Annotated in this window: 20 protein-coding genes; 6 read left to right on the forward strand and 14 right to left on the reverse strand. The window is 59.3% G+C overall.

Features of this window, described 5'->3' with window-relative positions; translation table 11 throughout:
• Positions 1–98 precede the first annotated feature (98 nt).
• Positions 99–3221 (reverse strand): hypothetical protein, encoded by a 3123-nt coding sequence (locus ACMGG9_RS10360; RefSeq protein WP_033652606.1) that lies wholly within the window; start codon positions 3219–3221, stop codon positions 99–101.
• Positions 3222–3519: 298 nt separating this feature from the next.
• Here ACMGG9_RS10360 and pdxY point away from each other — a divergent pair, with 298 nt between their 5' ends.
• Complete coding sequence (gene pdxY / locus ACMGG9_RS10365; protein ID WP_033652591.1) at positions 3520–4380, forward strand: pyridoxal kinase PdxY; 861 nt, start codon at positions 3520–3522, stop codon at positions 4378–4380.
• Between the two features lie 39 nt (positions 4381–4419).
• Here the strand turns inward: pdxY and gstA are convergent, their stop codons facing one another.
• The 4 genes from gstA to ACMGG9_RS10385 all read right to left on the reverse strand — a co-directional run bounded on the left by gstA (position 4420) and on the right by ACMGG9_RS10385 (position 7419).
• Positions 4420–5025 (reverse strand): glutathione transferase GstA, encoded by a 606-nt coding sequence (gene gstA / locus ACMGG9_RS10370; RefSeq protein WP_025302671.1) that lies wholly within the window; start codon positions 5023–5025, stop codon positions 4420–4422.
• A gap of 92 nt (positions 5026–5117) precedes the next feature.
• The gene (gene dapA / locus ACMGG9_RS10375; RefSeq protein ID WP_042784387.1) at positions 5118–6002 is read right to left on the reverse strand and encodes a 4-hydroxy-tetrahydrodipicolinate synthase; all 885 of its coding nucleotides are present in this window, start codon (positions 6000–6002) and stop codon (positions 5118–5120) included.
• 362 nt (positions 6003–6364) lie between these two features.
• Entirely contained in the window at positions 6365–6628 is a 264-nt protein-coding gene (locus tag ACMGG9_RS10380) for a DUF3811 domain-containing protein (protein WP_033642935.1), read from the reverse strand.
• A gap of 95 nt (positions 6629–6723) precedes the next feature.
• Positions 6724–7419, reverse strand: coding sequence for an HD domain-containing protein (locus ACMGG9_RS10385; RefSeq protein ID WP_213586975.1), 696 nt, complete (start codon positions 7417–7419; stop codon positions 6724–6726).
• A 200-nt stretch (positions 7420–7619) separates the two neighbouring features.
• Here ACMGG9_RS10385 and ACMGG9_RS10390 point away from each other — a divergent pair, with 200 nt between their 5' ends.
• Entirely contained in the window at positions 7620–8012 is a 393-nt protein-coding gene (locus ACMGG9_RS10390) for a nuclear transport factor 2 family protein (protein WP_072627681.1), read from the forward strand.
• Here the strand turns inward: ACMGG9_RS10390 and ACMGG9_RS10395 are convergent.
• Positions 8009–8278, reverse strand: a complete 270-nt coding sequence (locus ACMGG9_RS10395) for a hypothetical protein (RefSeq protein WP_033642938.1) — start codon at positions 8276–8278, stop codon at positions 8009–8011. The two genes, ACMGG9_RS10390 and ACMGG9_RS10395, sit on opposite strands and share 4 nt — an antisense overlap.
• Before the next feature lie 276 nt (positions 8279–8554).
• Here ACMGG9_RS10395 and ACMGG9_RS10400 point away from each other — a divergent pair, with 276 nt between their 5' ends.
• Positions 8555–8935: a nuclear transport factor 2 family protein gene (locus tag ACMGG9_RS10400; protein WP_033642939.1), complete on the forward strand. Its 381-nt coding sequence runs from the start codon at positions 8555–8557 to the stop codon at positions 8933–8935.
• Positions 8936–8942: 7 nt separating this feature from the next.
• Here the strand turns inward: ACMGG9_RS10400 and ACMGG9_RS10405 are convergent, their stop codons facing one another.
• Positions 8943–9323 (reverse strand): RidA family protein, encoded by a 381-nt coding sequence (locus ACMGG9_RS10405; RefSeq protein WP_033644265.1) that lies wholly within the window; start codon positions 9321–9323, stop codon positions 8943–8945.
• Positions 9324–9504: 181 nt separating this feature from the next.
• Between ACMGG9_RS10405 and ACMGG9_RS10410 the strand changes: the two genes are divergently transcribed.
• A complete protein-coding gene (locus ACMGG9_RS10410; RefSeq protein ID WP_033642940.1) occupies positions 9505–10359 on the forward strand; it encodes an aminoglycoside phosphotransferase family protein in 855 nt (284 codons plus the stop codon).
• Here ACMGG9_RS10410 and ACMGG9_RS10415 read toward each other — a convergent pair.
• Both ACMGG9_RS10415 and ACMGG9_RS10420 read right to left on the reverse strand, forming a co-directional pair.
• Positions 10324–10827, reverse strand: a complete 504-nt coding sequence (locus tag ACMGG9_RS10415; protein WP_414162141.1) for a cupin domain-containing protein — start codon at positions 10825–10827, stop codon at positions 10324–10326. The two genes, ACMGG9_RS10410 and ACMGG9_RS10415, sit on opposite strands and share 36 nt — an antisense overlap.
• Positions 10828–10927: 100 nt before the next feature.
• Positions 10928–12115, reverse strand: coding sequence for a benzoate/H(+) symporter BenE family transporter (locus ACMGG9_RS10420; protein ID WP_033642942.1), 1188 nt, complete (start codon positions 12113–12115; stop codon positions 10928–10930).
• 115 nt (positions 12116–12230) lie between these two features.
• On the opposite strand from ACMGG9_RS10420, the gene ACMGG9_RS10425 reads away from it, so the two are divergent.
• Complete coding sequence (locus ACMGG9_RS10425) at positions 12231–12794, forward strand: helix-turn-helix domain-containing protein (RefSeq protein WP_033642943.1); 564 nt, start codon at positions 12231–12233, stop codon at positions 12792–12794.
• A 194-nt stretch (positions 12795–12988) separates the two neighbouring features.
• On the forward strand, positions 12989–15082 hold the full coding sequence (locus tag ACMGG9_RS10430) for a prolyl oligopeptidase family serine peptidase (protein WP_414162142.1): 2094 nt from the start codon (positions 12989–12991) through the stop codon (positions 15080–15082).
• A 75-nt stretch (positions 15083–15157) separates the two neighbouring features.
• Here ACMGG9_RS10430 and dtpA read toward each other — a convergent pair whose 3' ends face one another.
• The 5 genes from dtpA to rsxD all read right to left on the reverse strand — a co-directional run bounded on the left by dtpA (position 15158) and on the right by rsxD (position 20337).
• On the reverse strand, positions 15158–16672 hold the full coding sequence (dtpA, locus tag ACMGG9_RS10435) for a dipeptide/tripeptide permease DtpA (protein ID WP_033642946.1): 1515 nt from the start codon (positions 16670–16672) through the stop codon (positions 15158–15160).
• A gap of 604 nt (positions 16673–17276) precedes the next feature.
• A complete protein-coding gene (gene nth, locus ACMGG9_RS10440; RefSeq protein ID WP_019455952.1) occupies positions 17277–17918 on the reverse strand; it encodes an endonuclease III in 642 nt (213 codons plus the stop codon).
• On the reverse strand, positions 17918–18616 hold the full coding sequence (locus ACMGG9_RS10445) for an electron transport complex subunit E (protein ID WP_033652584.1): 699 nt from the start codon (positions 18614–18616) through the stop codon (positions 17918–17920). The genes nth and ACMGG9_RS10445 overlap by 1 nt, the downstream gene beginning before the upstream one ends.
• Positions 18613–19242 (reverse strand): electron transport complex subunit RsxG, encoded by a 630-nt coding sequence (gene rsxG / locus ACMGG9_RS10450; protein ID WP_033652583.1) that lies wholly within the window; start codon positions 19240–19242, stop codon positions 18613–18615. The genes ACMGG9_RS10445 and rsxG overlap by 4 nt, the downstream gene beginning before the upstream one ends.
• Positions 19243–19251: 9 nt before the next feature.
• Positions 19252–20337 carry an electron transport complex subunit RsxD gene (gene rsxD, locus ACMGG9_RS10455; protein ID WP_033652582.1) on the reverse strand — a complete coding sequence of 362 codons (1086 nt, stop codon included), beginning with the start codon at positions 20335–20337 and terminating at the stop codon, positions 19252–19254.
• Between the last annotated feature and the right edge of the window lie 244 nt (positions 20338–20581).

The following is a 20581-nucleotide window of genomic DNA, read 5'->3' on the forward strand; positions in this document are numbered from 1 at the left end:
GCCCAAAACAGCCTGATTGCAATGCGAGTGAACCTAAGGAAATTCTGTATTTGTTGAAAGTGCGGCCACCCACGACGCGAGGCGGCCGCTAATGACCATCAGGCCATGGCTAATTCCGTTGCGGGTGCGGCGGTGTTGCCGGCAAGCGTGATGACTGGCGCCTGATAATGAAGATGGGTCGTGATATCGTGGATGTCTTTATTGCCTAGCGAGAAAATAATATCCTGAGAATCAAGTTTTTGGTTGTTATTATTGTCAATAATAATATAAGCATTATTACCTAGCTTAACCACACCGACGCTTTGCAATAGGGCTTCACCGTTGCCATGCGTTATTTTCGTCAGGGCCTGGTTAAATATGTCCTGCGCGGAATCGCTGGGGCTGACAGCCAGTGAGTCAAACAACGCGTTGACCTGTTCCGTTTGGCTCAGTTCACCGTAAATGACGATCTCGCCTGATGACTTGGCGTTGAAGACCCAAGAACGATGCGGGTCGCCGACGGTGAGGGTATCCGTAGGGGTGAGGGTATTGATGGTGACCATGTCATCGATTGTGCTGTGCTCAAAGTTGATTTTGCTGTCGTGTGCATACTCATTGGCCATGGTCAATGGGTTCAACGTGGTGTTGCCTTTTAGCGTTAATGTCTGGCTGTTGGTATAGTCGATAGTGAGTTGTTCACCGGCTAATGCCTCAATGACGCTGTCGAAGGCGCTGTGATGCGTCAACGAGGTGAGTAGCTTATAGAACTCACCGCCGCCACTACCGCCTTTTTCCATCCTCAGGTCCGCTTCGACACGTGGGATGATTTCATGGCCGGGATTGAATGTCGGTTCAATAACAATACTTTTGAGGCTACTGCCAAAGTCTGCTTTTACCGTCACCTGCAATTTGCTTATACCGCCTATGCGTATTGTTTCAATCGCGTTTGCGCCTGCCAGAGTGACTGCAGCGAATTTTGAACCGTTGGCATATAAGCGAAGTTCTTCCGCTGGTTGCCGACCAAGGAAATGGCTGGTGAAGCTCAATGTCCCGGCTTCCAGGTGCTCGATGGCACGGTTGCCGATACTGACGCCCCAGGGCCCGAAGGGGTCTTCTGTTGGTGCGGCGACCGGCGCCAACTCCAGATGAAGTTTGCTTTGCGCTCCGGCGTTGCCGTTTATGGCGAGAAAGGGCAGCGTGTTGAAGACCGGCAGGTTGATAACATGCACATTATCGGCGAAACCTGAAAGTGTTAATCCCTGGTTGCCCGTCCAGTAATACCCGTCACCGCTTTTCTGGGCATGGGGAGCCTGTTGTAAATGGGCTACAGTTGGGATGCTGTCGTTATAAATACTGGCTGTTTGATTGATTACGCCATAATCGAAAATGTTTGCGCCTTCTGTCGCGATCCATTTCCCATCAAGATAAATATTTCCTGTGCCGCGATAACCCGCAAGATCGATCTGAGGAAAGAATTGAAACTGGTTAATGTTCGTTTTGATTACGCCTTCGGTGTCGCCACTTGCCGTCGAGGTCAGATAAATATCCTTCAAGATCAGGTTGGCGGAAATGACGCCATCCGCATCAAAAGCGTTCTGTGCGGTGAACGTCGTGCTGACCCTGTTGGCACCGTGGTTAACGCCATTGCCATTCCAGAGCAGGCTGGCGCCCCCTGCGCCAAAAAGAAGATCCATTTTGGCATTGGCGAGATCGAATTTATCGGAAATCATTACCGCATCACGTTCGGTACCAAATGCAATCTTTTCTGTCATCTTGAAGTAAGGGTTCTCGTCCAGATTGAGTCGCAAAGAGAATATCTTATTTTTCAATGAGTTGAGTGCAATGGCGTCAGTGGGCATATTCCCCTGCAAGGTCACTTCCTGCAATTTGATTGAATGGCTGAAATCAACGTCAACCGAGGCATTCACATTCAGAAAGACGTGCGTCAGAACGGCCAACTCCGCCGGGCTTAACGGATGTTGACTGCCGGTGTTCACCGAACCACTCAATACGCCGTCGGTGGAGAGCGATAATTCGGCGAAGGGTTTGTAATTCAGCGAGTTGGCGATGCTGAGTTGATAGGCGGCGACATCTGCCGGATGAGGTTCACGCGCGCCGTCGAGTGGGGAAATCCCCTGGCGGAATGACTCGATGACCAACACGCTGGCTTGATATTTATCATTGCCGGCCTTCAGCAACAAGGCCTGTGAGAGCGCCGGGCTCAAATTTTCGTGATACAGCGAAGCGTAGATTTTCTCGTAGCTGTCCGCTCCCTGGAATTGGCGGGCGTTGGCCAGCATTTTCAACAGCTCGACGGAAGACGTCCCGCTGGCGAGCAAACGGCTAAAGGTGTCAAGTGCGGTCGCGTCGGCGGAAACGCCGGCCACCGTCAGGTAAAAGGACATCACGGTTTCGCCATAGAGTAAATCGGGGCGCTCGCCAGGTGCATAGACATGGGTGGCAGCCAGAAAATGACTTTTGGCCGTTTCATGCTGAGTGTCTGCTCGAATATCCGTTATCACACGCATGATGACTTCGCCACGGGTTTCGCTGCCGACGTTCAAGCCCGCGACATATTTTTGCACCTCGTCGGCGCTGGCCTGGTTGCCGAACGCTTTAAAAAATATTCTCTTCACGAAGTCTTCATGGCTAAGCGACGTGATATAGGGTTTGACGGTGGTGAAATAGGTCGCTATCTGTGCGGCGGTTTGGTGGCCGCCGGCGAGGACGCTGCCCCAGTAATTTACCGCTGTGGCATCAATCATGCTGCCGAGTACATAATAGATGCCCTGAATGTCCGCCGCCGCCGGGGCATGTTCTGCTGCCAGCACAAAGGCGGGATAGAGAGTGGTCGCTATGGTGTTCTCAATGTGTTGCTGTTGTGCCAGGGTTGTTTTATCCGGCCCGGAATAACCGCTGAGCTGGGTGATGAGTTCTTGCGTCAACTGGCCGAGCGATTTGCCGTCATCGATCTGTTTTACCCACTGCGCCACAGTGTCTGGGCTGGGGGAAATGCCGCTGGCGTTGTGATAGAGAGACTTCACCTTGTCGGCGGTGTTCAGGTTATCATAGCGATGTCGGCCATCCGCAGAACGAATGAAGAGATCCGCCAGTTCGCTTTGATTATAAGTCCCTTTTTCAAGTTGTTTAGCGAAATAGATCAGGGCGTTAACGTCGGATTTTTTGCCCAGCGTGGCGTAGAATAGAATGGCAACGTCTTGCTGTAGTTTTAATAAACTCATGGCATTCTCCATGGCGTCGTGAAAAAACAACATTGGCAAGTAAGTAAAGTCTATCGTCGTCGAAATGCAATTCAGCGGCCGTGGGAAGATCCCGGATTTTCAGGTCGCAGAGGCCTTGCATGGCGGTTCTCGGCTTTTTTTGAATCGGACTTTTCGCTACAATACGCCGCCGTCGAAAGCATAAAAATTCCTCTCATTTCTTGTTTTTAACAGCGCCGGCATGACGTTTTCGCGTTATGCACCCATTTTCATTTCGCCGCGGGCTGATGCACACGGCATGGCGAGGTCAGTTGTTCCGATGAAAAACATTCTTTCTATCCAGTCGCACGTGGTGTTTGGTCACGCCGGCAACAGTGCGGCGGAGTTTCCGATGCGCCGCATGGGCGTCAACGTCTGGCCGCTGAACACGGTGCAGTTCTCCAACCATACGCAATACGGTCAGTGGACCGGCTGCGTCATGCCGGCCAGCCACCTGAGCGAGATCGCGCAGGGCATCGCCAATATCGATCAGCTGAAACGCTGTGATGCGGTGCTGAGCGGTTATATCGGTTCGCCGGAGCAGGGTGACCATATTCTGGCGATCGTGCGTCAGGTTAAGCAGGCGAATCCGAACGCCTGGTATTTCTGCGATCCGGTGATGGGACATCCTGAAAAGGGCTGCATCGTGGCGCCGGGGGTGGCCGAGTTTCACTGCCGTCAGGCGTTGCCGTGCAGCGACATGGTGGCGCCGAACCTGCTGGAGCTGGAAATGCTGAGCCAGATGGCCGTCGCCAACGTGGACGACGCGGTGCAGGCCGCTCGATCGCTGATCGCCAAGGGGCCGCGATTGGTGCTGGTCAAGCACCTGGCCCGTGCCGGCTATCACACCGACTGTTTCGAAATGCTGCTGGTGACGGCGGACGAAGCCTGGCACATTAGCCGGCCGCTGGTGGACTTCGGGGCGCGTCAGCCGGTGGGCGTCGGCGATTTGACCAGTGGTCTGCTGCTGGTGGATCTGCTGAAGGGCGAGGCGCTGGATAAAGCGCTGGAGCACGTGACCGCCGCCGTGTATGAGGTGATGCTGACCACGCAGGCGATGGGCGAGTATGAATTGCAGGTGGTGGCGGCACAGGATCGGATCGTGCAGCCGCGCAGCGAGTTCAGTGCGGTAAAACTGTAAGCGGCATCGGGCCCCGGCGAGAGCCGCCGGGGCTGAACCTTACTTCAATCCTTCGGCGTTCAGCGCCGCATCTACCGCCGGGCGCGCCGCAACGCGATCGAACCAGGCCGCCAGATGGGCGTGCTTGCGCACATCGAACTGCAGGGCGAATGCCCAGCGCAGCACGGTGAACAGGTAGGCGTCGGCCACGCTGAAACGGCTTCCCAACAGGAAGTGCTGCTTCGCCAGCACCGAATCCAGATAGCTGAACTGCTGCTCCAGCCTGGCGCGCGCGATGGTTTTATATTCCTCGGGCGTCTTCGGGTTGAACAGCGGGCTGAACCCTTTGTGCAGCTCGGTGGCGATGTAGTTCAGCCATTCGATCGCGTGGTAGCGCGACAGGGTGCCCGCCGCCGGGATCAGGTTGCGGTCCGGCACGCGGTCCGCCAGGTATTGCACGATCGCCACGCCTTCAGTCAGCAGGCTGCCGTCATCCAGCAGCAGCGCCGGTACCTGTCCCTTGGGGTTGATGGCGAGGTAATCGGCGCCGCTCTCGGTTTTCTTCTGCGCCAGATCGACCTTCTCCGCCGTAAAATCCAGCCCTGCCTCACGCAACACGATATGCGGGGACAGCGAACAGGCGCCGGCTTTATAGAACAGTTTCATCGGAAGCTCCTTGTTGATGACGAATGACGGGCATGCTTAACCTCTCATCGTAGTCCCATAGCGCCAAAATTACAGCGGCTTAGCTAACAAATTTAACCGACTATCGCCTCGGCGGGCTGCAGCTGCGCCAGCGTCGCGGCGATCTGCTGCTGCAGTGCCTGCGGCGCCACCTGCATCGGCGAGCGCAGTTCGTTGGCGATCAGCCCCTGTTGGGCCAGCACGGTCTTGACCGGCGCCGGATTCGGGAAGCTGAACATCTGGTGGATCATCGGCAACAGCTCATAGAAGTTGCTGCGCGCCGCGGCCAGATCGCCGGCGGCGACTTGCTGCACCAGCTGGACGAAACGTTCCGGGTGAACATGCGCGGCGGCGGAGATGGCGCCGGTGCCGCCGAGGCACAGCGTGGTGAGGATCAGATTGTCTTCCCCGGTCATCACATCGATTTCGCCGTCGGCGATCAGCGCCATGGTGGCGTCAGGGTTGCCGCCGCAATCCTTGATGGCGGTGATGCGCGGGTGACGTGCGAGCCGGCGCAGCGTGGCCAGCTCCATGGCGATGCCGGTGCGCTGCGGAATGTTGTACAGGATCACCGGCACGGTGGAGGCGTCGGCCAACTGGGTGAAATAGTCTATCAGGCCGCATTGCGAAGGGCGGATGTAGTAAGGCGCCGGGATCAGCACGCCGGCGATGTCGCGCAGTTGAATGGCTTGCTGCATCTGCAGCGTGGCGGCCATGTTATTGCCGGAAAGGCCCATCACCACCTGATGGGCGGGCGCCACCTCCAGCACGGCGTCGAGCACCGCCAGCTGTTCTTCCTTGCTCAGCGCGGCGGCTTCACCGGTAGAGCCGCAGACCACCAGGCCGTCGATGCCGGCGTCGAGCAGGTGCCGCGCCAGGCGTTTAACCGCCGGCAGATCGACGGCATCTTGATTGAAAGGGGTAACCATCGCTACCCAAATACCCGAAAATGAGGCCATAAAATATTCCTTCTGTGTGACCGACAGAGAAGCCAGATGAGAAAATTGAAGGCGGGGCATTGCAGGCCATCCAGTCAGCTCATCTGACGGGACAGCTCGCCCCGGTCAAATGAGCGTCTGTTTCTTCGATGTAACCGCCGCCAAACCGCCAACGGGCAACGCCGGGAGAATCGGTGTATTAACGTTGCGCGGATAGGCCATGGCAGTCTCGTGAAAAGAGGATGTGGAGGTGATAATGAATATTCTTCATCAGGCTGTCAATTTACAACAGATTGATAACATTGTTATTCATGATTGGTGAGGGCAGATGAGTTTGGCTAATAAACGACAATCCCCGCGGCGGCGGGGATTGTTTGGCTGATTCAGCGCGGCGGGCGGGTACCGATGGTGGCGGACCAGCTGAAGGTGTCGCCGCTTGGTCGGTAGCGGTTGGCCTTGCGCTCCGCGCGCTCTGCCTTGGCGAGCTTCGCTCTGGCGGCCATGATGCGCGCCACCACTTCATCTTTGACCTTGTGCTGTTCGGCGTTGGTCAGCGGCCGGCCGTGGCTTTTACGCGCTTTGTCCAGCTCGGTTTTGACTTCTCGTTGCTCGCTTTCCGTCATCTCTTTCAACGTCAACTTTTTCATCTTTGCCGCCCGTTCGGTGAAGTTGGCTTTCAGTTTAACGGTGTTATGTGACCGAAAATGTTATGGGCATAACGAAAATGCCCCGTAAGCCCAGGTTACACCTCTTCCAGCAGATCGTCGACAAAGCGCCGCATGCGTTCGGTGCGCTGCTCGGCCATCTGTCGCCCGGCGGCGGTCTGGAAGCCGTCTTGCAACTTGAAGAGCTTGGTTTCGAAGTGATCCAGGCTGAAACGCTTGTCATCGTATTGACGATGTTCGGCCCGCGGATCCGCAGCGTCATACAGCGCGCTGCGCATGCGGCCGCCGATATAGAAGCAGCGGGCTACGCCAATCAGGCCAATGGCGTCGAGACGATCGGCGTCCTGCAGGATCTTCGCTTCCAGCGTTTGCGGGGGGATGCCGGCGGAAAAACTGTGTGCTTCGATAGCGTGGGCCACCGCCGCGATGTCCGCCGGCGACCATTCGAGCCGGGTCAGCGTCAGCGTGGCTTGCTGCGCCGCCATGCGCGAAGCCAGGTGACGCTGCGGCGAATTCTTTTCCACCGCCACGGCGTCATGCAGCAGCACCGCCGCGCAGAGAATGCGCCGGTCGCCGCCTTCCTGCTTGCTGATGCGGCGGCAGTTCTTCCAGACTCGGTGCAGGTGCGCCACATCGTGCGAGCCATCGTCCGATTCGAGGGTGAGCGGCAGCAGCGTTTGCGCCAGCGTCTGGTAGGGGGAAAACGGCTGTAACAGCTCTTGCGTCAGCGGGGGTAAAGACACGTTCAGCTCCTGTTGGGGGAAATCGGGCAATCAGCATAGCCGCGTCGGAGGTCGAGAGAATGACAGAAGACGACTATTGTTTACTAAAGTGCAACCTACTATTGTCACAACTGCGGTTTTTGCAGCGAAACAAGCAACCTAGAATAGCCGCATTCCGCCGTCTCCGCCTGGTGAGAGCCTGTGTCCGCGGAGATGGTCGGAATATCCTTATCAGCCATGGGAGAAGAGACATGCCAACCCCTCTTGAGATAGTGCGCGCGACTTACGAAGGCAGTTCCGAAGAAAACGGCCGTAATCTGCTGGCGGCGCTGGCCCCCGATGCCGAGTGGACCGAAGCCGCCGGTTTCCCTTACGCCGGTACTTATATCGGCCCGGAGAATATCATCAAGAACGTGCATCAGCGTTTGGGCAGCGAATGGCAAGGTTACCGCGCCGATGTCGATCACTTTTACGACGCCGGCGACAACGTGATTGCTCAGGGTTTTTATCACGGCACTTACCGGGCCACCGGCAAATCCTTCAGCGCCTCTTTTGCGCATATTTATACGGTGCGCGCCGGCAAGATCGTGAAGTTCGTGCAGATTGTCGACAGCGCTAAAGTGCTGGAAGCGATGCAGCCTTAATCGCCGCTGTGCTTGCCGAATTTGCGATCAAACTCGCGCCGGTAACCCCGAGCCTTGTTGCGATCGCGGATCCACAAATAGCCGCACACCAGCGCAACCGCTCCCGAGAAGGTGACGTTGCGCATATCCCGGTCATACCAAAACACCAACAGCGCATCCAGCGCAGCAATCAGCGCGATCCATTTGTACATATGGGATTGGCGCCGCGTGGCGGCGTTGAGTCGTTTTAACTGTCTGGCTTCGTCCAACACCGGTTTTTGCTGCATAGCGTTTCGTTATCATCAGGCTGTTCACGCTAAATTAGCAGAATCCTCCCAACTGCCGCAAAGATTAACGCACGCCGTCAGGCGGTTTTCAGCGTTCCCCGGGGCACGCTGAAAATTTATGCGCAGACGCTGGTATTGTTTATCGGGTGTGATAGGTTATTTATTCGCTATTTATGGGTTTTTATTCAATCATCGCTGTGTCATCAAGCCGTAGCACTGGGCGGTTAACGTGATGGGTTCGACGCATGCGGCGGTTAACTTCGGCAGGAGAACATGATGAACGATAAGACGGCACGCCCGCAGGATGTGGTTCAACAACAGCTTGACGCCTATAACGCCCGCGATATTGAGGCCTTTATGGCCTGCTGGGCGGATGACGCGCAGTATTACGAACACCCCGACACGCTGCTGGCCAGCGGCAAGGCGGCGATCCGCGAACGGCATCTGGCGCGCTTTCGTGAGCCGAGCCTGTACGGCGAACGGATAAAACGCATGGCGGTGGGGAATATGGTGGTCGATCAGGAGGTGGTGACGCGCAACTTCCCGCAGGGGCGCGGCAAAATGGATGTCATCGCCATTTACGAAGTGGAACAGGGGCGGATCGCCAAAGCCTGGTTCAAGATCGGCCCCTGCGTGCCGGACGAAGGCGCGCTCTAGCCGCGCCTTATTGCAACGCCATCACCGCCTCTATCTCTACGCACACTGCGGGTGAGAACAACGCGCTGACCGCCATCAATGAACAGGCCGGCAGCGCGCCGTCGAAATAGTCAAACAGCACCGGGCGCACGCTCGCCAGATCGGCGATGTCGGTCAGGAACACGCTGATTTTAATCAATGCCTTGAGATTGACGCCTTCGCTGGCGGCGATGGTCGCCAACTGCTCAAGGATCTCTTGCGTTTGCTGCGGCGCGCTCAAGCCCTGCGCGTCGGTGGCGAAGGCCGTCAAGCCCGATACGTACAGGCGATCGCCGTGGCGCACGGCGTGCACATAAGGGCCACCCGGCGTAGGCAATTGCGGATAATTAATGCGTTTTAATGATGTCATGGTCAAACCCCGCGCAAGACCGGTTAATAAAATCGACAAACTTGGTTAGGATACTGGAGAAAACGCGGCAAAGCGCCGCACGCCGATGATATCTGAGAGAATCATCCCCCTTTATGTTATACGCCGTCTCTCACGCGAATGTGACAGTGCGGCGCAGATCGGCAACAAGGACGCAGAGACGATGAACCCGCTTTTTACGCCTTACCTGCAGCGCTGGCGGCTGGAGCAGGACGGCAAAGCCTTCGAAACCCACAGCAGTCTATTGATGCCGGTGCGTTACCGGGGCGCGGCGGCCATGCTGAAGATCGCCCGCGAGCAGGAGGAGCGCTTCGGTGGTCAGCTGATGTGCTGGTGGCGTGGAGAAGGCGCCGCGCAGGTGCTGGCGTGGCACGACGACGGCATTTTGCTGGAGCGCGCGCAGGGCGAAGGGTCGTTGGCGCAGCTGGTGCGTGACGGCGACGATGAACAAGCCACGCAGATCCTGTGCCGGGCGATCGCCGCCTTGCATGCGCCGCGGGCGGCGCCGTTGCCTGAGCTTATCCCGTTGCAGGAGTGGTTCAGCTCGCTGTGGCCGGCGGCCCAGGCGCACGGCGGCATGCTGCGTCTCAGCGCCACGGCGGCGGCGGAGCTGTTGAGCAGCCCGCGAGAAGAAAGCGTGTTGCACGGGGATATCCACCATGACAATGTGCTGGACTTTGGCGCACGCGGTTGGCTGGCGATCGATCCCAAGCGTTTGTACGGTGAACGAGGCTTCGATTATGCCAACATCTTCTGCAATCCTAACTACGGCGTCGCCACCGATCCGGCCATTTTCCATCGCCGCGTGGAACAGGTGTGCCGGTTGGCCGGGCTGGATCGCCGGCGTTTGCTGCAATGGATCCTGGCCTGGTCGGGGCTTTCCGCCGCCTGGTTTATGGAAGACGGGCAGGCGGCGGACATTGATTTTCGCGTCGCTGAACTGGCGGCGCGCGCGCTGGATCTCACGTTGCCGGACGGCGATTCAGGGTTCATCCTGCCAGTAATCGAGCGAGGCTGAAGGGCGCTGCAGATAACGCACCTGCTCGCCGTCATTGCCGCGCGCCATCGCCTGATATTTACCTGAGTCCGGATACATCACCACTTCCGGCTGTTCGCGCGTGCTGACGGACAGATACTTCAGCGGCGCATCGGAGGTGTTGATGATCTGGTGCGGGTATTCCGGGCCAGGCGGAATGAAAATGACATCCCCACTGACGATCGGCAGCATTTCTCCGGCTACCCGCAGCGTTCCGCTGCCTTCCAGAATGATGAACATTTCCTCCTGAGCGTAGTGAAAATGATAGGGGCAGGAACGCATGCCCGGTGCCACACAATCGAAGGAGGCGCCCAGCTTGTCGGCGGCGGTGCCGGTGCCGAGACGAGCGCCGACGCTGTCATACAGCGGCGGCCGCCAGTCATGCTTCATCTCTACCTGTTCGACATTGCGTATCAAGCGCTGGGCTAACAGCGCGGCTTTCTCGGTCATAAGCTTCCTTGGTGACGGCGTCACTTATTATGTGAATTGACATTCAGACGACAGAGAAAGTGAAGGCGCCACGGCGCCGCTTGTCAATGTAGACCGCCCGTTACGTCACGGTGGTTCGCCGCGGTAGCGACAGCAGCAGATGCGCGATGGCGCCGCCGACAATGCCCCAGAATGCCGAACCGATGCCGAGCAACGTGACGCCGGAGGCGGTGATGAGGAAGGCGATCAGCGCCGCGTCGCGCTGTTTTTCATCATGCAGCGCGCGTTGCAGGCTGCCGCCGATGGTGCCGAGCAGTGCCAGCCCGGCGATGGTGTGGATCAAGGCGACCGGCAACGCGCTGAACAGCAGGCCGATGGCGCCGCCGAACAACCCGGCCAACAAATAGAAGCCGCCGGCGGCCACCGCGCCCATATAGCGCCGCTGTGGATCGGGATGCACGTCCGGCCCCATGCAAATGGCGGCGGTAATGGCGGCGATGCACACCGAGAAACCGCCGAATGGCGCCAGCAGCAGCGCGGTCAGCGCCGTCCAGGCGATCAGCGGTGAGGTGGGAACACGGTAGCCCGCCGCCTGCAGCGTAGCGATCCCGGGGGCGTTCTGTGAAGCCATGGTGACCACGAAGAAGGGCACGCCGATGCCGAGCAGCGTCGGCCAGCTGAAATGCGGCGCGATAAATTCCGGCACGGCGACCGCCGGCGCCTGTTGCGCCAGATGGATATCGCCCTGTAGCGCGGCGATCGCCAGCCCAATCGCCAGCGTCAGTACGATGGCGTAGCGCGGCAGGTAACGGCGGCTGAGCAGATAGGCCAGCCCCATACCGGCGCTGAGGAGGAAATTGAGCTGCAGCGAAGCGAAGGCGTCCAGCCCGAAACGCAGCAGAATCCCCGCCAACATCGCGGCAGAAATCGCCTGCGGAATATAATCCATCAGGCGGGCGAACAGCCCGGTGACGCCGCAGAGCAGGATCAGGCCCGACGCGAAGATGAACACCCCGATCGCCTCATTGATCGGCGTGCCGGGCAGGCTGGTGACCAGCAGCGCCGCTCCTGGCGTCGACCACGCGGTGAGGATCGGGGTGCGATAGTACAGCGAAAGCCCCAGCGAGGTGACGCCCATCGCGATCCCAAGCGTGCTCAGCCAGCCGCCGATCTGCGCCGGCGTGGCGCCTGCGGCGGCGGCGGCCTGGAAAATGATGGCGGCAGAGCTGGTGTAGCCGACCAGAACGGCGACAAAGCCGGCCATGACGGCGGGCAGGGTCAGATGGCGCAAGGAGAGGGCTGGGCGCATGAGGAGCTCCAATCGGTGAGTGTACGTTATAACGCACGGTAAGAAATCAGCATAGCACCGTGCGCTATAGCGCACAAGCGGGTATAATCGAGCGCGATACGCAGAGGAGAACAGGATGCAGGAACTTGCCGGCCATTTGGCGCACACCCTTCGCACGCTGCGCGCGCAGCGCGGCTGGAGCCTGACGCAGGCAGCGGAATACACCGGCGTCAGCAAGGCGATGCTCGGGCAGATTGAGCGCGGCGAATCCAGCCCGACGGTGGCGACGCTGTGGAAGATCGCCACCGGTTTCAACGTGGCGTTCTCCGCCTTTCTTGAGGCGTCGCCCGCGCAGCAGCAGGCGACGCTGCACCGCTACGGCGAACTGCCGGTGTACGATCAGGACAACGCCGATATGCGCGTGGTGCCGCTGTTTCCCTACGATCGCCAGCTGGGTTTCGACATGTTCGTCATCGATCTCGCGCCGGGCGCGCTCAGCGAATCGTCACCGCATGAGCCGGGCGTGATTGAGCATGTGATCGTGATCAGCGGCCGATTGGAATTGGCGATAGACGGCGAGTGGCACAGCCTGGCGGCCGGCGAAGCGATGCGCTTTCAGGCCGATCGGCCGCATGCCTACCGCAACGCCGGTTCACACACGGTGCGCATTCACGATCTGATCCACTATCCTCAATCCTGACTCAACACGGCGGCCGCGGGCTTTGACTCCGCACCGCCAAACGCCTACCTTGTTGAAAATGACTCTTATTTCACAGGCTGTCGCCCATGACGGGGCGGCGTTGCAGCCGACTCAAAAGGAGCTTGATTTTGCCGGTCACCAATCGACGTCAGTTTATTAAACTCAGTGCGCAAACCGCAGGAGCCGTATTCGCGATGACTTCATTACCCAACAGTATCCGCCTGGCGATGGCGGCGGAGGGCGGCGCGGCCGCCGGCGATGAATTCCTGTGGCTGGAAGAGCTGCAGGGTAAAAAAGCGCTGCAATGGGTGCAGCAGGAAAATCAGCGCACCGTGGCACGTTTCGGCCAGGGCGAAGCCTTTCAGCGCATTGAGCGCGAAGTCCTGGATATCCTCAATAAAGACACCCAGATCCCGTGGGTGAGCAAACGCGGCGAGTACTATTACAACTTCTGGCAGGATCAGGCCAACCCGCGTGGCCTGCTGCGACGCACCACGCTGGATGAGTACCGCAAGGCCAAACCGGCCTGGGAGACGGTGCTGGATATCGATGCGCTGGGCAAGGCGGAGGGCAAAGATTGGGTTTATCAGGGCTCTCAACCGCTGGCACCGGAATACCGTTATTGCCTGATGCAGCTGTCGCCGGACGGCGGCGACGCCACCGAAATCCGCGAATTCGATCTGGTGGCCAAACGCTTCGTCAAAGACGGCTTTAACGTACCGGTGGCGAAAAGCCGGGTTTCCTGGGTCGATCGGGACACGCTGTTCATCGCCACCGATTTCGGCCCCGGCTCGATGACCCAGTCCGGCTACGCGCGCATCGCCAAACGCTGGCGGCGCGGCACGCCGCTGAGCGCCGCCGAAACGCTGTACGAAGCGCAGCCCGAGGACATGGCGGTCTTCGCCTATCACGACCGCACGCCGGGCTTTGAGCGCGATTTCGTCGGCCGCAGCCTGGACTTCTACCGCCGCGACTATTTCTTGCTGACTCAGGACGGCCGGCAGAAAAAAATCGACATCCCCGCCGACGCCGAGCTGGATACGCATCGGGAATGGCTGCTGATCAAGCCGAGCAGCGATTGGGACGTGGGCGGCAAGCGCTATCCGTCCGGCTCGCTGTTGGCGGCCAATTTCGACGACTATCTGGCGGGCAAGCGCGAGCTGCAGCCGCTGTTTACCCCGACGGCGGAGCAGGCACTGAGCGGCTACAGCGGCACTCGCGATCACCTGATCCTCAGCATCATGGATAACGTGGTCAACCGACTGGAAGTGCTGACGCCGCAGGGCGGCAGCTGGCAACGTCGCCCGCTGGGCAACCCCGGCGCCATCAGCACCCTTTCCGCCGGCGGCATCGACGACGAGAGCAACGCCTATTTCCTGACGGTCAGCGGGTTCCTGCAGCCGACCTCGCTGTATATGGGCAACCTCGACGGCGGGGAAGCGACGCTGCTGAAACAGGCGCCGCAGGACTTTGACGCCGCCGGCTATCAGGTCAGCCAGCATTTCGCGCGCTCCAAGGACGGCACCCGCGTGCCGTATTTCCAGATCGCCGCCAAAGATCTCAAGCTGGACGGCAGCACGCCGACGCTGCTGTACGGCTACGGCGGGTTTGAAGTGCCGCTGCTGCCGGGCTATCTGGGCGGCAAGGCGCCGGCCTGGCTGGAGCGCGGCGGGGTATACGTGGTGGCCAACATTCGGGGCGGCGGTGAATATGGTCCGGCCTGGCATCAGGCGGCGCTCAAGCAGAATCGTCATCGCGCCTATGAGGATTTTGCCGCCGTGGCCGAAGACCTGTTCGCGCGCAAGGTGACTTCCGCGCCGCATCTCGGTGCGCGCGGCGGCAGCAACGGCGGCCTGCTGGTAGGCAATATGCTGACGCTGTATCCGCAGCTGTTCGGCTGCATCGTCTGCGAAGTGCCGCTGTTGGACATGCAGCGCTATACCCAACTCTCCGCCGGCGCGTCGTGGATCGCGGAATACGGCGATCCGAGCAAGCCGGAGCAGTGGGCCTATATCAAAACCTTCTCGCCGTACCACAATATTCAGGCGAAAACGGCCTATCCGCCGGTGCTGTTCTATACCGCCACCAGCGACGATCGTGTCAACCCGGCCCACGCGCGCAAAATGGCGGCGCGCATGCAGGCGATGGGGTATCAGCAGGCTTACTTCTACGAAAATACCGAGGGTGGGCACAGCGCCGCCGCCGACAAGCAACAGGCGGCGTTCCACAGCGCGCTGGTGAGCGAATTCATGTGGGCCAACCTGAGCGGCAAGCGCAAGCCAGCGTAAACACGTTTCTTGCGGGCATAAAAAAACGCCGGGGGTTAACCCCGGCGTTTCTATTTACGCTCAATCCACAGGCGATCAGTGAGCCGCCGTGGCTTCCTGCGCTTTCTGATTCAGGTCTTCGCTAGTGTCCAGCGTCATGCGGTACAGTTTCGGCGCGGTCAGCATCATCAGGATGGCGATGACGGCAGTGGCGATGCCGATTTGCATAAACACATGGCTGTAGATGGCCAGTGAAGCGTGCGCGTCGTTGATGTCGCTGGGGACGGCGGTCAGACCGGCGACTTTACCGGCGATCAGCGCCGCGGCGGCGGTGGTCAGGAACCAGGAACCCATGATGAAGCCCATCAGACGCTGCGGCACCAGCTGCGCCACCATCGCCAGACCCAGACCGGAAATCATCAGCTCGCCGATGCTCTGCAGCGCGTAGCTCAGGATCAGCCAGTTGACCGACACGATGCCCTGTTCGTTGGCGAAGCTGGCGCCCCATGGCAGCACCAGGAAGGCGCAGGAACACAGGATCATGCCGAAAGCGAACTTGTGCGGCATCGGCAGGCGATCGCCCATCTTGTTATACAACGCGGCCAGAATCGGGCTGGCGAGCATGATCCAGAACGGGTTCAGCGCCTGGTACTGCTCCGGCTCGAAGGCGACGCCGAAGATGCTGTGCTCCACGTTGTGGATGGCGAAGAAGTTCAGCGACGTCGGCATCTGGCTGTACAGCACGAAGAATACCACCGCTTCCAGCATCAGCAGGAAGGCGACGATCATTTTACGGCGTGCGGCGCCATGCAGGGCGAAGGCTTCCTTGGCGAACACGATCACGATCCCGGCGGAGATGAAGGCCAGCGCCCAGCGCGCGATCACCTGGTTGTGCAGCAGCCAGCTGGACACGGCGACCAGCGCCACGATGCCGACCAGCACCATCAGCAGTTTCGGCAGATGCAGCGGCTTGAAGTCAGGCCTGGAGCCGTTTTTCTTCACCCACTTGTGGCACATCATAAAGTTGACCAGGGTGATCAGCATGCCGACCACGCTCAGGGAGAACGCCACGCTCCAGCCGTACTTCGCCGCCAGCCACGGGGTAGCCAGCATGGAGAAGAAGGAACCGATGTTCACCGACATGTAGTACATGGTGAAGGCGCCGTCGATACGCGGGTCGTCTTTCTCATAGCAGGTGGAGAGCAGGGAGGACGGGTTAGCCTTGAACAGGCCGCTGCCCACGGCGATGGTCGCCATGCCCAGGTAGACCCAGAAGATGTCGTGGCCGGAGTAGGCCACCATGGCGTAACCGGCGGCCAGCACCAGCGCGCCGAGCACGATCACGCGTTTGGCGCCCAGCACCTTGTCGCCCAGCCAGCCGCCAATGGCGACGAAGCCGTATACCAGGGCGCTGAAAGAAGAGAACAAGGTGATGGAGTCGGCTTCGCTCAGACCGAGCATCTTGACCAGATAAACCGCCATGATGCCTTGCAGGCCGTAATAGCCGAAGCGCTCCCACAGTTCGATCGAGAAGATCAGATAGAATGCTTTCGGTTGTTTGAACGCGTTAAGGCTCACGCTCTCCTGGTGTTGGTTGTTTGCTGTTGACACTGGTACCTCTGTTTTTTCGCAGCCCGTCTTTAGGGGACGGGAAAGTACAAAAGTTGATGCGGAACGGCATCCTTTTGCGTTGTTATAGGATGGGGACGGCGGTTAATGTTCACTATCTTTGTCAACGTGGCAAGCAGTTTGTCATATTCGGTTACATTTAACGCCGGCAGGATTATGCCGCGATGTTGCAAATGTTATGCAGTATTAACTTTCGGCTTTTAGTGGTTTATCGATTTTTTGTTTTGATTAAAAGCTATACGAATTTTAAACAGGGATATATTCTGCTGAATTGCTATTTTTTAGCGCATCAGTGTACGTGAGGTTATTAATCCGTTGGAATGTTGTGTATATGGCGCGATTTGTAAAATTATAGAAATTCAGGAAAACGGGGCTGGCATTTGTGAACGCCTTGTGATCCTGAAAGCGTGACGTTCACCGCAATTTTCGACTAATTTTTTGCTTGAAAATAACGCAGCGATGGGTTTCTTACTGAAAACCGTGATAACGCCGGGGTTACTGCTGCGCGATATCACATTTTTGATAAAAAAGCGGCGTTGGCGAGGGAAGAGGACGCGGCGGGTGCGGTTTGCCGCACCCAACGGACTCAGGATTCCGGATAAACCTTTTCTTTATATTCGCACAGGTCTTCGATGATGCAGGAGCCGCAGCGCGGTTTGCGCGCGATGCAGGTGTAGCGTCCGTGCAGGATCAGCCAGTGATGGCAATCGACCTTGAATTCGGCGGGCACCACCTTCAACAGTTTCTCCTCCACCTGATCGACGTTCTTGCCCGGCGCAAAGTGGGTGCGGTTGCACACCCGGAAGATATGGGTGTCCACGGCGATGGTCGCCCAGCCGAAGGCGGTGTTGAGCACCACGTTAGCGGTTTTGCGGCCAACGCCCGGCAGCGCCTCCAGCGCGGCGCGATCTTCCGGCACTTCGCCGCCGTGCAGCTCCAGCAGCATGCGGCAGGTCTTGATCACGTTTTCGGCCTTGCTGTTGAACAGACCGATGGTCTTGATGTACTCCTTGACGCCATCAACCCCCAGCGCCAGCATGGCGGCGGGGGTGTTGGCGACCGGATAGAGTTTGGCGGTCGCCTTGTTGACGCTCACGTCGGTGGCCTGCGCAGACAGCAATACCGCGATCAGCAGCTCAAACGGCGTGGTGTACACCAGCTCGGTGGTCGGATGCGGATTGTTGTCGCGCAGCCGGGTCAGAATTTCCAGTCGCTTCTGCTTGTTCATCAGGCCTTCTCAGCACGTCCTTGTTCCAGCAGCGGTTCCGCCGCCACGGCGCGGGCTTTGCGCGCCTTCATTTTTTCGTCGATCAGATACTTGACCGCCAACAGCAGGCCCAGGCCGATAAAGGCGCCTGGCGGCAGCATGGCCAGCAGGAATGGGCTGTCGAAGTGCACCACTTCGATGCGCAGCGATTTGGCCCAGCCGCCCAGCAGTTGATCGGCGCCGTCGAACAGCGTGCCGTTGCCCAGCAGCTCGCGCATTGAACCCAGCGTCACCATGACGCCGGTGGCGCCGAGGCCGATGGCCATGCCGTCCAGCGCCGAGAGGCCGACCGGTTTCTTGGCGGCCACCGCTTCGGCGCGGCCCACGACGATGCAGTTGGTCACGATCAACGGAATAAAAATGCCGAGCGACTGATACAGACCGAAGGCATAGGCGTTGATCAGCATCTGCACGATGCTTACCACCGCGGCGATGATCATGACGTAGATCGGAATACGCACTTCGCTTGGCACCCAGAGACGCACCGCGGAGATGGAGGCGTTGGTGAGCGTCAGCACCAGCGTGGTGGCCAGCCCCAGCCCCAGCGCGTTGGTGACGGTGGAGGTCACCGCCAGCAGCGGGCACATGCCCAGCAGCTGCACCAGGGCGGAGTTGTTCTTCCACAACCCCTGGACGATCAATTCTTTGGCTTCACTCATTCGCTGGCTCCACACGCAGGTAAGCTTTCAAGTTTAGGCGGCAGCGTTTCCATATACAACGCCGTGCGGCGCACCGCATTGACCACCGCACGCGGGGTGATGGTGGCGCCGGTGAATTGGTCGAACATGCCGCCGTCTTTCTTCACCGCCCAGCGTTTGTCGTCCGGGCCTTCGATTTTCTTGCCGCTGAAGAAGGAAATCCAGTCGGAAATGCGCAGTTCGATCTTGTCGCCCAGCCCCGGGGTTTCATGGTGTTCAATCACCCGGGTGCCGAGTACCGTGCCGTTGAAATCGGCGCCGACCAGCAGCTTGATGGCGCCGGAGTAGCCGTCCGGCGCGGTGGTTTCCAGCGCGGCGGCGGTCGGTTGCCCGTTTTTGCGCGCCAGGTATAAACGGTGTGGCGCGCCGTCGCCCAGCGCCGGATCGCTGACCAGGAAGCATTCGTTCTGCATGACGTTGTCGTAATTTTCCGGCGGCACCACCTGATCGAGCAGGGCTTTTTGCTGCAGCGCCGCCTGATGCGCGATGGTGGTTTTCGTCAGGGCGTAGACCACGGCGGTGAGGCCGGTGGTGACCGCCGCAAACACCGCCAGCGTGGTGCCGTGCTTTCTCATGGAATTCAGCATGGCGGCTCCTTAGCGATGGCCGTACACGCGCGGCTGCGTGTAGTGGTCGATTAACGGGACGGTGATGTTGGCGAGCAGCACAGCGAAGGCCACGCCGTCAGGGTAGCCGCCATAAACGCGGATCAGCCAGACCAGCACGCCGATCAGCGCGCCGTAGATTAAACGGCCCTTCGGCGTGGTGGAGGCGCTGACAGGGTCGGTGGCGATAAAGAACGCGCCCAGCATGCTGGCGCCGGAGAACAGGTGGATCAGCGGCGAAGCCTGATGCGCCGGATCGAGCCACCAGGCCAGACCGGAGCAGAAGGCGATAGCGGCCAACATGCTGAAGGGGATCTGCCAGTGGATCAGGCGGCGCGCCAGCATAAACAGGCCGCCGGCCAGAAAGCCGAGGTTGACCCACTGCCAGCCGATGCCCGCCAGCGCGCCGCCGAACAGCGGCTGCTGCAACACCTGTTCAACGCTGTGGCCGCTGCGCAAACCGGTTTTGAAGCCGTCGAGCGGCGTAGCCTGGCTGATGCCGTCAACGCCCATCTGCAATTCGTGCAGCGTCGCGCCCTGAGCGGTATGGCCGCTGAAAATGGCCAGCAGCGTGTCGTGGAACGACAGCGCGGTGGCGCGCAGCTCATCCGGCGGCAACCAGCTGGTCATCTGCACCGGGAAGGAGATCAGCAGCACCACGTAACCGACCATCGCCGGATTGAACGGGTTCTGCCCAAGGCCGCCGTACAGCTGTTTGGCGATGACGATGGCGAAGAAGGTGCCGATGACGATCATCCACCACGGGGCCAGCGGCGGCAGGCTGATGCCGAGCAGCAGCGCGGTCAGCAGGGCGGAGTTGTCCGCCAGCCGGCTGCGCACCGGCAGCTTGCGCAGCCTGAGGATCGCGCCTTCTGCGGCCAGCGCGACGATCGCCGCCAGCGCCACCTGAATCAGCACGCCATAACCGAAGAACCAAATCTGTGCTGCGATGCCGGGAATGCAGGCCAACATCACCCACAGCATAATGCGGCTGGTGCTTTGCTGGTTGTGGGTGAACGGCGAGCTGGCGATGTGTAAGCCTTTGGCGGCTGTGGGTGATACCGGCCTGAACTTCATAGAGTAACGATACCTTCTGCGCCGCGCCTGCGGCAGTTTCGATGCGCCGAATTGCAGGCGCGGCAAAAATAATAGCCGAGCATTCTACCTGATTCGATGCGAGGGTAATACGCCTTAATGATAGGGGTATTCGGCTTTTCGCACCCGTTGAGATCGGCGTGGCGCGATTTGATTTTTTTTTGGCCGGAAAATGGGCTAACGTGAGGAATTGTCTGTGGAACTTGTGCCGCCATCGCCCCTGAGA

This window comes from Serratia sp. BNK-10 (genome assembly GCF_047456065.1).
Lineage (GTDB): Bacteria > Pseudomonadota > Gammaproteobacteria > Enterobacterales > Enterobacteriaceae > Serratia > Serratia ureilytica.

Excerpts from the sequence above, each read along its gene's own strand:
- ACMGG9_RS10360 (WP_033652606.1), bottom strand. The coding sequence starts at position 3,221 with ATGAGTTTATTAAAACTACAGCAAGACGTTGCCATTCTATTCTACGCC.
- pdxY (WP_033652591.1), top strand. The coding sequence starts at position 3,520 with ATGAAAAACATTCTTTCTATCCAGTCGCACGTGGTGTTTGGTCACGCC.
- gstA (WP_025302671.1), bottom strand. The coding sequence starts at position 5,025 with ATGAAACTGTTCTATAAAGCCGGCGCCTGTTCGCTGTCCCCGCATATC.
- dapA (WP_042784387.1), bottom strand. The coding sequence starts at position 6,002 with ATGGCCTCATTTTCGGGTATTTGGGTAGCGATGGTTACCCCTTTCAAT.
- ACMGG9_RS10380 (WP_033642935.1), bottom strand. The coding sequence starts at position 6,628 with ATGAAAAAGTTGACGTTGAAAGAGATGACGGAAAGCGAGCAACGAGAA.
- ACMGG9_RS10390 (WP_072627681.1), top strand. The coding sequence starts at position 7,620 with ATGCCAACCCCTCTTGAGATAGTGCGCGCGACTTACGAAGGCAGTTCC.
- ACMGG9_RS10395 (WP_033642938.1), bottom strand. The coding sequence starts at position 8,278 with ATGCAGCAAAAACCGGTGTTGGACGAAGCCAGACAGTTAAAACGACTC.
- ACMGG9_RS10400 (WP_033642939.1), top strand. The coding sequence starts at position 8,555 with ATGAACGATAAGACGGCACGCCCGCAGGATGTGGTTCAACAACAGCTT.
- ACMGG9_RS10405 (WP_033644265.1), bottom strand. The coding sequence starts at position 9,323 with ATGACATCATTAAAACGCATTAATTATCCGCAATTGCCTACGCCGGGT.
- ACMGG9_RS10410 (WP_033642940.1), top strand. The coding sequence starts at position 9,505 with ATGAACCCGCTTTTTACGCCTTACCTGCAGCGCTGGCGGCTGGAGCAG.
- ACMGG9_RS10415 (WP_414162141.1), bottom strand. The coding sequence starts at position 10,827 with ATGACCGAGAAAGCCGCGCTGTTAGCCCAGCGCTTGATACGCAATGTC.
- ACMGG9_RS10420 (WP_033642942.1), bottom strand. The coding sequence starts at position 12,115 with ATGCGCCCAGCCCTCTCCTTGCGCCATCTGACCCTGCCCGCCGTCATG.
- ACMGG9_RS10425 (WP_033642943.1), top strand. The coding sequence starts at position 12,231 with ATGCAGGAACTTGCCGGCCATTTGGCGCACACCCTTCGCACGCTGCGC.
- ACMGG9_RS10430 (WP_414162142.1), top strand. The coding sequence starts at position 12,989 with ATGACTTCATTACCCAACAGTATCCGCCTGGCGATGGCGGCGGAGGGC.
- nth (WP_019455952.1), bottom strand. The coding sequence starts at position 17,918 with ATGAACAAGCAGAAGCGACTGGAAATTCTGACCCGGCTGCGCGACAAC.
- ACMGG9_RS10445 (WP_033652584.1), bottom strand. The coding sequence starts at position 18,616 with ATGAGTGAAGCCAAAGAATTGATCGTCCAGGGGTTGTGGAAGAACAAC.
- rsxG (WP_033652583.1), bottom strand. The coding sequence starts at position 19,242 with ATGCTGAATTCCATGAGAAAGCACGGCACCACGCTGGCGGTGTTTGCG.
- rsxD (WP_033652582.1), bottom strand. The coding sequence starts at position 20,337 with ATGAAGTTCAGGCCGGTATCACCCACAGCCGCCAAAGGCTTACACATC.